Raw genomic sequence first — 12,350 nt, 5'->3', positions numbered from 1 at the left:
TAGGAGGGGTTTTAGCCCCGGCCTCTAGTGGTCTCGGAGTAGGCTTGGTGAGAGGGGTGTTGGGAGGTGGCTAGGAGGCCTAGGGACCTTGTGAGGTATCTCGACTTGAGGCCCGGGTGGAGGGCGTTTATAGACCCCTTCATACTGAACATATGGAACAACCCTGAGAGACTGGCCTTCCACATGCACAGGATAACGGGTGTGATAACGGCCTTCTTCATTTTCTTCCACATAATATCGACCAGTGCGCCCGCCAGGGGCGGTTGGGAGGCGTGGCTTGAGGAGGTGGCCAACCTCGACGGCATCACGCCCATATCAATCCTCTTCTACATAGCTATGGGCGCTGTACTCTTCCACGGCCTCAACGGCGTCCGCCTCCTCCTGGTCGAGGCACTGGCTCTGGGGATAGGGAGGCCGGAGAAGCCCAAGCCACCCTACATTGCCCCGAGCCTGAGGGGGTTCCAGAGGAGGCTGATACACGTGGTATTTGCCCTCTGGATAGTATTGTGGATAGCCTTAGGGTATGTGCTCTTCCTGACCTAGGGGGTGTGGGTTGTGGCTGTGAAGTCTAGCTACATGCAGCTCCTCCAGTATGTCACGGCCGCCCTCCTGGTTATACTTGTGTCGTGGCATCTAGCCCTCAGGCTGCCGTGGCTGCACGGAGTCGACGGTTTTATACAAACCCTTATGCCTGAGGTGGTCTATAGAGAGATAACGAGCTTCAGCCTCGTGCTCTTGCTCCTCGCCTACACCGCCCTCATACACGGTGTCAACGGGCTGAGGATAATACTCCTGGAGGTGCACCATGGTGAGCTGTGGGATAAGGCTGTGAACGCAGCGGCCGTCTTAACGCTTCTAGTCTTCGGCGCGCTAGCCACCTACACGGTAGTCGGGGTGGAGCCTCCGCTCTAGCACGGGGGGTGGTGTCGGGCTATGGCTCTGTTCGACCCCAAGGTGGCTACTCTCGCGCCGCCCAGGAAGGTTAGGTTTGTAATCAGAAAGTACGACCCTGAGAGCGGGAGGAGCTGGTGGCAGGAGCACGAGGTAGAGACGTACAGGGGCATGACCGTTCTGGACGCGCTGCTAAAGATTAAGGAGGAGCAGGACCACACTCTGACCCTGAGGTACAGCTGCCGTATGGCTGTCTGCGGCAGCTGCGGTATGACTATAAACGGGACTCCCAGGCTCGCGTGCCAGACGCAGGTTGCCCAGGTTGCCAGGGAGGATAACCCCGTTGTCAGGGTCGAGCCTATGTACAACTTCAAGGTGGTCAAGGACCTTCTAACAGACTTCACCGAGTTCTTCGAGAAGCATAGGCGCGTGAAACCCTACCTCATCAGGAGGGATGTGGAGGAGCAGGAGAACCCTACGCTAGAGTACAAGCTCCTGCCAGAGGAGTACGAGCAGTTCTACCAGTACAGCCTTTGCATAGCCTGCGGCCTCTGCGTGGCGGCCTGCCCAATATTCGCCAGCGACACCAAATTCCTAGGCCCCCAGGCCCTGGCCCAGGCGTACAGGTTCGTTGTCGACCCTAGGGACGAGGGTTATTTGGTGAGGCTGGAGATAGTTGACTCTATAGACGGAGTGTTCGGCTGCCACTTCGCCGCAAGCTGCAGCGCAGTGTGCCCGAAGGAGGTCGACCCGGCGGGGGCGATACAGAGGCTGAGGAGCCTCCTCCTCAAGTACAGGCTGGGACTCTACAGGAAGAGGATAAACGGGGTTGTACCCCCGATGGAGGCCAAGAAGGAGAGGATCCCGCTGCCGCCAGAGGCGCAGCCTCTCGAGGGCGTTGACGTGGAGAAGCTCGAGGAGACGCCGCCGGAGATACCTGTGGAGAAGCTGGTAGGCTAGCGGGTGTAGGGCGGGGTAAGCCCGTAACCCCGCCGCCCTCACGGGGCAGCCCCGCAGCGGCTTGCCCTCGGGCTGGACAGCGGTTCTGCACACCCCGCCCACGCCGCCTCCAGATATTTTCTCTTCGCTGCTGTGCTTTTCACCGTTAGCCTGTCTAAACCGGGTTATGCTTAAATCTCCCGGGTGTTATCGGTTGCTTCTCAGGTGCCCGGTGTGGGGAGAACTGGTGTTAAGCTTGTCTTTCCGGGGCTTGTAGTGGCCGTCCTGGTGGCCTCTCTCATAGCCGCTCCTCTTCTAGGTGTGTCTGCCTCAGCTTCTGATAGAACCATTAAGGTGCTGAACTATAGCGAGTACATCGACTATGAGGTGCTGAGGATCTTCGAGGATAGGTATGGTATTAAGGTTGTTTACGACGAGTATGAGAGTGCTGAGGAGGCGTGGCCCTATCTGAAGGCTGGTGGCGGCGGCTACGACGTGATAATAATAGCCCACTCGCACGTGAAGCTGGCCATAGAGCAGGGGCTTGTTAGGAAGCTTGACAAGACATTGATACCCAACCTTGCCAACCTAGACCCCCGGATAGCCTCCCACCCGGCTGACCCGAGCCAGGACTATGCAGTGCCCTACATGTGGGGTACCACGGGGATAGCCTATGTTAAGGGCTGCGTCACCGAGCCCCCGCGGGCGTGGAAGGAGTTCCTTACCAAATCCTTTATGGAGAGGTATAGTGGTAAGGTGAGTCTTCTCTCCGAATTCTCCGAGGTTGTCGAGGCTGGCATGATAGCGTTGGGGATAGACCCTAGCGATAGGTCCTCGTGGACCAAGGAGAATATAGACAAGGTGGTGGAGCTTATCGTGGGTCTCAAGCCCTACCTTGCGGGCTTCTACGGCGCGAGCCAGTACATACCAGGGCTTGTCAACGGCGAGCTGTGCCTAGCCCAGGCCTGGAACGGGGACGCCCTCATAGCCGCGGACGAGAACCCCGAGGTGGGCTACGTTGCCCCCGAGGACGGAACCCTCTTCTGGGTCGACTACATGGTGATACCCCGGGACGCCCACGACGTTGAGGCCGCCCACCTCTTCATAAACTTCCTGCTAGAGCCCGAGATAGCGGCTATGAACCTCAAGGCTGTCTGGTACGCCCCCTCTATCAAGAAAAGCTTGCTGGAGCCTCTGGCGAGGAGCGACCCAGAGCTCAGGGAGGTCCTAGACAACCCGCTAGTCTACCCGCCCAGCAACACCAAGCTAATACCAAGCCCCGTGCTAGATAGCGAGATGCAGAGCCTAGTAGAAGACGCGAGATCCCGGATACTGGCATCACAGCCCAGCAACCTAGACTCAACACTAGTAATAGTGGTCGGCGTTGTTGTGCTGGTAGTAGCCGCAGCCTTCCTATACAGGCTCTCCCGGGGCGCGTCAAGAAGCTAGGCGCAGCACCGACCGCAATGATGACGCACGGTTAAGTTTTAACCGTTAAGCCCCCCACCAACACTCTAGACCAAACCCGGGGGGGCGGTGGCTGCCTGTTGGGCGGCGTAGAGGTTAGGCTTGAGGGCGTCTACGCCAGCTACGGCGAGGTTGAGGCCCTGAGGGGGGTTAGCTTCAGCTTTCCAGAATCCTCCATAACCGCGGTCCTAGGCCCCAGCGGGTGCGGTAAGACCACTATGCTGAAGGTTATAGCCGGCCTCCTGAGGCCTGCTAAGGGTAGGGTTCTATTCGGGGGTGTCGACTACACCAGCCTCCCTCCTGAGAGGAGGAACGTGGGCTTCGTGTTCCAGGACCTCGCCCTCTTCCCCCATATGACGGTCTACGATAACGTGGCTTTCGGCCTCAGGGCTAGAGGCTTCAGCGAGAGCGGGGTTAGGAGGCAGGTTGAGTGGGCGCTGGAGACTGTAGGCCTAACACCCCCCCGGGAGTACTGGGGCAGGAGGGTTACCAGCCTCAGCGGCGGGCAGCAGCAGAGGGTGGCTCTTGCGAGGGCTATAGCCTACGAGCCTCCGGTGCTCCTTCTCGACGAGCCCCTCTCGCACCTGGATTTCAAGATAAGGCAGCGCCTCCTCGGCGAGCTGAAGAGGCTGCAGAGGAAGCTTGGCTCGACAATGATATACGTGACCCACGACCAGTGGGAGGCTATGGAGCTTGCGGACACACTGGTTATAATGAGGGCTGGCCGGATAGTGCAGCATGGGAGCCCCGTCGAGGTCTACACCAAGCCCTCCAGCGTGTATGTGGCCACGTTCTTCGGCGACGCGAATATACTGCCTAAGGAGCTTCTCAACCCTGGGAGCGGGGATGGGTCGGCTGTTGTTGTCAGGCCGGAGGACCTAGAGATAGTTAGGAACGGCTCGTCTATACCACCAGAGTGGCCGAGGCTTGAGGCGGTTGTCGAGGACCTCGTGTTCCAGGGCCCCCTGATAAGGGTGGAGCTCAGGTGGAAGGGGGGCAGGCTTAAGGCCGTAGTTCCTAGGAGCATGGCGGCGAGCCTCCCCCGGCCCGGGGAGCTGGTCTCGGTAACCTGGAGTCCTGAGAGGGGCGTGGATGTTGCGCTCGACTAAGGTCCCGGCTGCAGCTGCACTCCTGGCTGCACCAGCCGTCCTCTACCTACTAGCATTCTTCTACGCCCCCCTAGCCTACCTCGCGGTGTACAGCGGGGAGAAGGGGCTGCTGGCGCCGTATATTGAGGTCCTCACCAGGCCACACTACCACTTGATTATACTCAACAGCGCCGCAGTAGCGGCGGCGACAGCCCTGGTAGTGACGCTTCTAGCATTAGCCCCAAGCTACTACATCGCCCTGGAGGCTGGGAGGAGGGAGAGGATAATCCTCCTCGCCCTCTTCGTCTCGCCCTTCATAGTAGACGTGCTGCTCAGGACCCTCAGCATAAAGCTCGTACTATCCCTCGCGGGCATAGGGCCCGGGTGGAAGGCTACTTTCATTGGCCTCGTCTACGAGAACCTCCCCCTAGGCATCCTCTTCGCCTTCGCCGGTGTTAGCAGCGTCTCCAGAAGCCTCGTAGAGGCGGCTAGAACCCTTGGGGCTGGGAGGCTCCAGGTGTACAGGAGCATAGTCGCCCCGCTGGCCCTACCATGGCTGGCGGCAGGGTTCGTGGTGGTCTTCCTCGTAAGCTTCACAGACTACGTGGTACCAAGCCTACTCGGGGGGACCACTGGCTTCACTGTCGGCAGCCTCATATACCACCTCATACTCTCCGGGGACAGGTGGGATCTTGGGGGTGCCGTCACCCTCTTGGTAACACTGCTGAGCGCCACAGCCGCCTACGCCGTCTTCAGGCAGGCTTATAGGGTGTTGTGAATGCCCGGGGTAACGCCCTCAAAGGCTGTAACGTACGCCATCCTATCTGCAATGTACCTCCCCATAGTCCTGCTCGCCCTCCAGAGCCTAAACCCCAGCCCCTACATTGGAGTGTGGGAGGGCTTCACACTGAAGTGGTATGGTATGATGCTGGGTGATGAGAGGCTGCAGGACGCAGCCTACAACAGCCTCCTCATAGCGGCTGCCAGCGCTGTGGCTAGCACCCTTCTAGGCGCTGCAGCCGGGCTCGCGGTCAGGAGGCGGGGTGGGGTGGGGCTCGTGGACGCCATAATGTACCCGCCCCTCGTCCTCCCTGAGATAGCTGAGGCAGCCGCCCTCCTACTCTTCCTGACAGCGCTTGGCGTCGGCCTCGGTCTGAAGACTGTGATTATAGGGCATACGGCGTTCAACATAGCCTACGTCTACGTCGTCGCCGCCCCGGCGCTGCAGAGGGCTTCGAGCCTTGAGAACGCCGCCAGAACCCTAGGAGCAACACCCCTCAGGGCCTTGGTGAGCGTGACCATACCACTCGCTGCCCCCGCCATCGTCTCTGGCTTCACCCTCGCGCTCATACTCAGCTTCACCGACTTCATAAAAACGCTGTTCACGAGAGGCCCGGGCATAGAGACCATACCCATACTACTCTGGAACAGGGCTAGAAGGCCTGGCCTGTCGGAGTTCTCCAGCTTCAGCTACCTGGCGGCTATAACCATGGTCCTCCTAGCCGTGTCCCTGGCGGCCGCCCTAGCCTACGTCATCCTCACGGCGAGGCTCGGCGGGAGGAGGTTTAGAGGGGAGACATAATACTCCCCCGGGGCCTCCACATATGGTTTGGGCTGCTGTGTAATGACTGTCTACACTAGGGACTTCACAGGCCTCCTCAAAGCTATAGACTCAGGCGGCAGGGTTCTGATAGCATATATTATGAACCCGGACGGTATAATCTCGGCCTACCACGTTATGAGGCTGCTCAGGCCGGCTGCACGTGATGAGGCTGTTTTGAAGCCCGTTCACTCGTGGAGGCCTGTTATAAAGGCTCCCAGCGAGAAGTTCGACCTCGCCATATACCTAGGCGTCGCGCCCGAAGAGGGTGTTGACGCCTCCAGCTCCTACGCCATACTATACAGGAGGGGGCCACGGCTTAGGAGCGCCATAGTGCTAGACCCGGGCGTGCCAGAGGCCGTCTCGATAGACGCCAAGCTATCCCTAGGCGCCGGAGACTACCACCCGCTGATGGCTGCCGCCAGCATAGTCGCCGTCGCATGGAACGCCTCCAGGGAAAACGCGCTCTACAGGAGGTTCATGGGGGAGGCCGGGCTAGACTCCTCGACAGACTACTGGATACCTGAGACGGTTGCATCAAACCTGGAGGGAGTTGAGGAGGCATGCAAGGTGGAGGCCGCCTCATGGTACCCGAGGCTCTTCAGCTACGATACGGCAGAGCCGGCTAAGTCTGCGTTCGAGGACGCTATGCTGGCTAGTCTTAGGGCGCAGGAGGATCTTGAGGCTGAGGAGCTGGCCTCCAGGCTCGAGGGAGAGGCTGGAAGCATGTGTGGTTGGAGGCTGGGGAGGGTGGACTACACCGGGTTCATACACAAGAGGGTGGCCAGGATCCTCTGGGGGAGGCTGAGGGAGCCGGTGTTCATATACGGTGTCAACCGCTGCGGCGGCCAGCCCGTATTCTCCCTAGCGGGAGGAGGGCGGGGGCTCGTTAGGATTGTCGAGGAGGCCTCCCCCTACTGGTATGGCGGTGAGGGGGGAGGCGAGGCTTTCTACTCGGGCTACCTTGGGAAGACGCCTTCCAGGGAGGACCTCGCCCCCATACTGTGCGGGGGGAGGCGAGGCGGTGGGGAGGCGTAGGAGCGATATATTCGAGGCTGTCAGGCGCATAATGAATTACCCCCTGGAGGATAGAGGCGATTACAGGATAGTGTATAGGCACAGGGTTGAAGGTGTTGGCGAGGTTCTCAGGGAGGCCAGGCTGGAGAGCGTCGTCAGAGTCGACAAGTGGGCTGTACATCTTGTAAACGGGGACTCAATACCCCTCCACAGGATAGTTGAGATTAGAGGACCTCGGGGGGAGACTGTCTGGCGCAGGGGGTTGGGTTGGCTGGAGGACCTATCGAGCCGGAGGAGGACTGCGGGCTAGCGAAAAGAATTGTGGCCGAGTGCAGCTGCAAAGGCTCCGGGCTAACCACCTCAAGCCTCATATGCACCTGCAACGGCGGAAAACTCGTTGTCAAAGACTATTCGAAGAAGAGTCTAAAATGGCTCGTCACACTACCCTACATCCCCGTCTACAGGTACATCTATAGCCCTGAGGGGAGGCTTAGGAACGAGCTGGCATGGTACCGCCGCCTCAGGGGGGCCTACCCGGTTCCAAGGATAATAACCTACTGCATGGAAGAGAGGCCGCTGCTTGTGCGAGAGTTCATAGATGGCGAGCCTGCTTCGGACAGTGTTGACGAGAACGCCTGGAGGGAGCTGGGCTTCGGCCTCGCGAGGCTGCACTTCGCAGTGGGGGCTGTGCTGGGGGATCCCAACCCGGGCAACTTCATATACAGAGGGGGGAGGGTGTGGCTCGTGGACTTCGAGCAGGCCGACGACTACACCCCCTACAAGGCAGCCTGGGACCTCCTAGTCCTGGCGGCAACAACAATAGCACTAGCCTCCCCGCTTAAGTGGAGGTTTGTGGAGATGGCCCTAAGCAGCTATAGGGAGGCCGCCGGAGATAGGTGGAGCGAGGTCCTAGATGCGCTTGGTGATGTTAGGCTGAAGCTCCTAAACCCCCTCCTAGTCTCTCCCCTCCACGCGATCCGATTCTACAGGCTAGCCCGCTCCCTATGAAGCGTTAAAATATGGCGGACAGGTACTGGAGCCTCCTCAAACCCTGGAGGCCCTACACCCCGGTTTAAATACACTCTCCCCCGCAAATATTGGTTGGTGTAGAAAGAGCATATACCGCGCTATAAAAACCTGGGGTGCTGTCCGGTGAAGTTCCTGAGATGCAAGGAGATACCCCCCTACACGGGCAAGACCGTCTCCATCATAGGAGCTGGCCCAGCTGGCCTCGGCGCAGCCGGGTTCCTCAGGTGCAGGGGCCACGAGGTAGTTGTCTACGATATGATGCCCGAGCCAGGAGGCATGATGATGTTCGGCATACCAGACGACCGTATACCAAAGGACAATATAAGGAAGAGCGTGAGGGAGCTTGTTGAGGGGGGTGTCAGGATAATCCTGAACACCAAGGTTGGCAGGGATATAAGCCTGGAGGACATAATCAAGGCCAGCGACGCCGTCCTAATAGCGACAGGCACCTGGAAGCCTCGGAGGCTCGGCGCCCCTGGCGAGGACCTCCCGTGGGTCCTCCCGGCGGCCGACTGGCTGGTCGAGGTCCACATGGCGAGGTACGGCTACCTCCCCTGGTCTAAGGTCCCGAAGGTAAGCGGCCGCATTCTGGTAGTGGGGGGCGGCCTAACGGCGGCCGACGCAGTACACGTACCCCTAACCTACCCCGAGTTCAAGGACGGCGTGAAGAAAGTCGTCCTAAGCTACAGGAGGACCCGAGACTACGCACCCATGAGGAAGAACGAGTTTGAGAGGCTCATAAAGATGGGGGCCGAAGCCTGGGAGCTAACCCAGCCCATAGCCTTCTACGAGGAGGGGGGCAGGAGGGTTGTCAAGTTCGTCAGAATGGAGCTCAAGGCAGGCGACTCCGGCAGGCCAAAGCCAGTCCCCATAGAGGGCAGCGAGTTCGAAGCAGAGTTCGACTGGGCGCTACTTGCCATAGGCGAGGTTCCCACACCACCCTTCAGCAACGGCTGCTGTGGAATAGAGCTGAACCCCGACGGCACCATAAAGACGAATGAGAACTTCATGACGACGAGAAAGGGTGTGTTCGCCAGCGGAGACGTTAGACACGGGCCCAGCCTAATAGGAAAAGCCCTGAAATCAGGTCTAGACGCCGCCCAGAAGATCCACCTATACCTCTCGGGCCAGCTCTAAACCTAACAAAAGCCTGCTACGAATAGGAGGAAAAGCAAGACAAAAATCTAAACACCCTCGAAGGGATCTATCTAGAAGGGCACCCCCGGGGATGCACGACGGGCTATATGCCGATTGCAACGCCTCCGCAACATGACTGTGTGAGGAGGTGTCGCGGCTGCTCACCCCCAGGTAGCCCGGGGGTGCCCTAGTTTACAGTTTCCCCGGCCAGGCCTCTAGGCAGGCGTGTTCTACATCTTTATCCCGGCGCTCTCGCTCTCCAGCCTCACCTGCTCCTTGATTTTGAGCTTTAGCTCATCGTTTTCGAAGGGTATGCTCTCGAGGGTCGAGCCTTCAAACTTTACTATACCCCTCCTCGACAGGTTTACCAGGGTCTTGTACGCGATGTACGCTGCTATCCTGTCGTCGCCCGAGCTTGAGGCTGCTATCTTTTTGGCTATTAAGTAGAGGGCCTTGGCCTGCCTGAGGTTCCTAACAGCCGCGGTTTCACCGTCCTCAACCATGTCGACGAGCACCTTGTATATGCTTAGGGGTAGTACAACGCTTACCGTAGCCCCCTCTATGGCGACGCTCACATCATCTCCTGGAACGTCATCGTCAACATAGGCGACGCTAGTCTCCGGGTATATAGCCACCGGGACGCCCCCGTACTCGTCGTCGTCCGCCACTATGAGCACGGCCTCGAACCTCTTACCCACAGCGCCTTCGACTACAGTCTTAACGAGAGCCCAGACCTTGAACAGGGCCTCCTCAAGCCTCTCTACATCCTCTAAGCTCCCTGCAAAATCTAGGTCCTCCCCGGCCGAGAATGCCTCTGCAGGCGCCTCAGGGGCCAGGGCGAGGCTCCCGGCCTTTGCGTAGAGGGCTTTACCACCGCTCAAATCCTGCCTGCGGGGTAGTGCCGAGAGGAGGAATTCCTGCTCAATCTCCTCAACCTTACTCGAGAACCATCTCAGGATTCTCATGTACACCAGATAGCCCGCCACCATGCCCGCGGCGAACGAGGCTGCAACGAGGTAGACTAGGCTGGTGTGGAGGGTTACAATGCTTGAGGCTATAAACGCGGTAACCGCGAGGATCCAGCCTATCGCGGCTCCGAAGAGAAGCCCTCCCACGTAAATTCTTAAGCCTCAACACCTCCTCCCGGCAGCCAGAATTAAACTGTATAGAACGGGGGGGTTTAAAACACTGCCAACCACCCGGGGGGTCTGCGCGGCCTCCGGGTACAAGGCCTCCTCACCACCCGGGCTCCAGGCCGGGGGTTTGGGGCTGCCCATCGTTCTTCACAGGCCGCGCTCCACAAATATACCTGGCACCAGGCGTCTAAAGAGTATTCTTCTGGGAGTGACTGGCGCCTTGGGGTCTAGGGGGCGTGGTGGCCTGAGGCTTGGTGTGCTGAGCGTTTTCGACCCCTGGGACAGCCCCCTCTGCGTCTGCCCATTCAAATACAGCCTAAACCCCTACACCGGATGCAGCATAGGCTGCAGGTATTGCTACGCTACAGCGTATATCGGGGTTAAGCCTTCGACGCCCAAGAGGAGCCTCGTTAGGAGGCTTGAGAGAGACCTAGGCAGGATCCCCCCGGGGTCCCTGGTCAACATAGGGACGTCTAGCGACCCCTACCCCCCTGAGGAGGAGGAGCTGGGCCTCACCAGGGTGGCCCTCGAGGTCCTCACCCCCCGCGGCTACAGGCTCCTCATAACTACCAAGGGCACCCTCTACGCGTGGAGGGACCTCGACATTCTCTCCAGGGCTAACGCAGCAGTGACGCCCTCTATAACCGGGCTTGACGGTAACACCCTCTTGAGGGTAGTAGAGCCTGGAGCGCCTGGCCAAGGTGAGAGGATAGAAGCCGCGGCCGCCGCCGTGAAGGCGGGGGTGCCTGTCGGCGTTAGGGTAGACCCGGTTATACCCTATGTGAACGACGACCCGTATGAGCTTAGGGAGCTTGTGGCCAAGCTCGCTATGGCTGGAGTGAGGTTCATAGTGACAAGCACCTACAAGGCAAGACCCGACAACCTGTCCAGGATGCGCCGGGCTCTGGGAGCCGAGGCTGAGAAGCTGTACAGGCTTTACAGGGAGAGGGGTGTCTACATGCACGGCTACATATATCTGCCCGAGGATCTGAGGAGGAGCCTCCTAAAGCCGGTTATAGAGGAGGCCGCCAGGCTAGGCCTCGAGTACGCCACGTGCAGGGAGGGGTTCACGGGTAGGACGTGGTTCAAAGCGGGGAGCTGCGACGGCAGCCACCTCATACCCACCAGGGTTAGACCGGAGAGGGCGTTAGCCCTGGAGAGGTGGATGGGAGGAGAGGGCTCGTGACCCTGCTTCTCGTCGGGTGGGGCTACGCCCCCGGAATGCAGACTCTCGAGGCTCTGGAGGCTGTGCACAGAGCCGACGTTGTCTACGTAGAGTCTTACACTATGCCTGGCTCCGACTGGCTCTATAGGAGCGTTGCCGAGGCCGCGGGTGATGGTAGGGTGGTTAGGGCGTCTAGGAGCGACCTCGAGGAGAGGTCCAGTGAGATAGTGTCAATGGCTATCGACAGGGTGGTAGCCGTGGTCACTGCCGGCGACCCCATGGTAGCAACCACGCACTCCAGCCTAGCCGCAGAGGCGCTGGAGGCCGGGGTCAGGGTCAGGTACATACCGGGGGTAAGCGGTGTTCAGGCCGCGCGGGGCGCGACTATGCTGAGCTTCTACAGGTTCGGGGGCACCGTAACCCTTCCGGGCCCCTGGAGGGGTGTGACGCCCCTCAGCGTGGCTAGGAGGATATACCTCAACCTCTGCGCCGACCTACACACTACAGCCCTGCTAGACGTCGACGACCAGGGTGTCCAGCTCGACCCCAGCGTCGGCGTTAGACTGCTGCTCCGCGGTGACGAGGAGTATAGTAGCCTCGCTGGGGCTCCAGCCCTCCTAGCAAGGCTCCCCGCCATACTCGTGTCTGCTGGGGTGGGCGGCGATCATAGAGTCCTCTACTGGAGCAGCCTCGGGGAGCTGGCTAGGGCGGGGGTGGAAAGGGGGGTCTACTCCATGATCGTTCCAGCCAGGCTCTCCCCCGTCGAGGAGTGGCTGCTGGCGGTTGCTGCTGGGGAGCAGAGCCCCTTAGAGTTCGACAGGGATGTCTATAAGATTGTGGGTGAGAACTGCAAAAAAGGCGTCTATATGGAGCCCGTTTAG

General features: G+C 59.7%; 14 protein-coding genes. 13 read left to right on the top strand and 1 reads right to left on the bottom strand.

Translation table 11 applies throughout. From position 1 onward, the window contains the following. Positions 1–66 precede the first annotated feature (66 nt). From ACAM_RS03190 to ACAM_RS03145, 11 genes are all read left to right on the top strand, one after another. Positions 67–543: a succinate dehydrogenase, cytochrome b556 subunit gene (locus ACAM_RS03190; RefSeq protein WP_022541364.1), complete on the top strand. Its 477-nt coding sequence runs from the start codon at positions 67–69 to the stop codon at positions 541–543. A 12-nt stretch (positions 544–555) separates the two neighbouring features. Further along, positions 556–912: a succinate dehydrogenase, hydrophobic membrane anchor protein gene (locus ACAM_RS03185; RefSeq protein ID WP_022541363.1), complete on the top strand. Its 357-nt coding sequence runs from the start codon at positions 556–558 to the stop codon at positions 910–912. A gap of 21 nt (positions 913–933) precedes the next feature. Next, positions 934–1,851 carry a succinate dehydrogenase/fumarate reductase iron-sulfur subunit gene (locus ACAM_RS03180; RefSeq protein WP_022541362.1) on the top strand — a complete coding sequence of 306 codons (918 nt, stop codon included), beginning with the start codon at positions 934–936 and terminating at the stop codon, positions 1,849–1,851. Between the two features lie 213 nt (positions 1,852–2,064). After that, positions 2,065–3,279, top strand: coding sequence for an ABC transporter substrate-binding protein (locus ACAM_RS03175; protein WP_062662529.1), 1,215 nt, complete (start codon positions 2,065–2,067; stop codon positions 3,277–3,279). A gap of 98 nt (positions 3,280–3,377) precedes the next feature. Further along, the gene (locus ACAM_RS03170; RefSeq protein ID WP_022541360.1) at positions 3,378–4,406 is read left to right on the top strand and encodes an ABC transporter ATP-binding protein; all 1,029 of its coding nucleotides are present in this window, start codon (positions 3,378–3,380) and stop codon (positions 4,404–4,406) included. After that, on the top strand, positions 4,393–5,163 hold the full coding sequence (locus ACAM_RS03165; RefSeq protein ID WP_062662526.1) for an ABC transporter permease: 771 nt from the start codon (positions 4,393–4,395) through the stop codon (positions 5,161–5,163). Before ACAM_RS03170 ends, ACAM_RS03165 begins: the two co-directional genes overlap by 14 nt. Next, positions 5,164–5,967, top strand: coding sequence for an ABC transporter permease (locus tag ACAM_RS03160; RefSeq protein WP_022541358.1), 804 nt, complete (start codon positions 5,164–5,166; stop codon positions 5,965–5,967). It abuts the gene before it with no gap. 42 nt (positions 5,968–6,009) lie between these two features. After that, a complete protein-coding gene (locus ACAM_RS08340) occupies positions 6,010–7,023 on the top strand; it encodes a hypothetical protein (RefSeq protein WP_022541357.1) in 1,014 nt (337 codons plus the stop codon). Then, a complete protein-coding gene (locus ACAM_RS03155) occupies positions 7,010–7,312 on the top strand; it encodes a DUF504 domain-containing protein (protein ID WP_022541356.1) in 303 nt (100 codons plus the stop codon). Before ACAM_RS08340 ends, ACAM_RS03155 begins: the two co-directional genes overlap by 14 nt. Next, positions 7,270–8,010 (top strand): phosphotransferase, encoded by a 741-nt coding sequence (locus ACAM_RS03150; protein ID WP_022541355.1) that lies wholly within the window; start codon positions 7,270–7,272, stop codon positions 8,008–8,010. The genes ACAM_RS03155 and ACAM_RS03150 overlap by 43 nt, the downstream gene beginning before the upstream one ends. Before the next feature lie 144 nt (positions 8,011–8,154). Beyond that, positions 8,155–9,168: an FAD-dependent oxidoreductase gene (locus ACAM_RS03145; protein WP_022541354.1), complete on the top strand. Its 1,014-nt coding sequence runs from the start codon at positions 8,155–8,157 to the stop codon at positions 9,166–9,168. Positions 9,169–9,398: 230 nt separating this feature from the next. Here ACAM_RS03145 and ACAM_RS03140 read toward each other — a convergent pair whose 3' ends face one another. Beyond that, positions 9,399–10,283, bottom strand: coding sequence for a hypothetical protein (locus ACAM_RS03140; protein WP_022541353.1), 885 nt, complete (start codon positions 10,281–10,283; stop codon positions 9,399–9,401). A gap of 148 nt (positions 10,284–10,431) precedes the next feature. Between ACAM_RS03140 and ACAM_RS03135 the strand changes: the two genes are divergently transcribed. Next, entirely contained in the window at positions 10,432–11,490 is a 1,059-nt protein-coding gene (locus ACAM_RS03135) for an SPL family radical SAM protein (RefSeq protein ID WP_338029089.1), read from the top strand. Then, complete coding sequence (locus tag ACAM_RS03130; protein ID WP_022541351.1) at positions 11,466–12,350, top strand: SAM-dependent methyltransferase; 885 nt, start codon at positions 11,466–11,468, stop codon at positions 12,348–12,350. The genes ACAM_RS03135 and ACAM_RS03130 overlap by 25 nt, the downstream gene beginning before the upstream one ends.

The organism is Aeropyrum camini SY1 = JCM 12091 (assembly GCF_000591035.1).
Classification (GTDB): Archaea; Thermoproteota; Thermoprotei_A; order Sulfolobales; family Acidilobaceae; genus Aeropyrum; species Aeropyrum camini.
The sequence above is the reverse complement of the archived record's forward strand: the minus strand, read 5'-3'. Positions and strand labels throughout refer to the sequence as shown.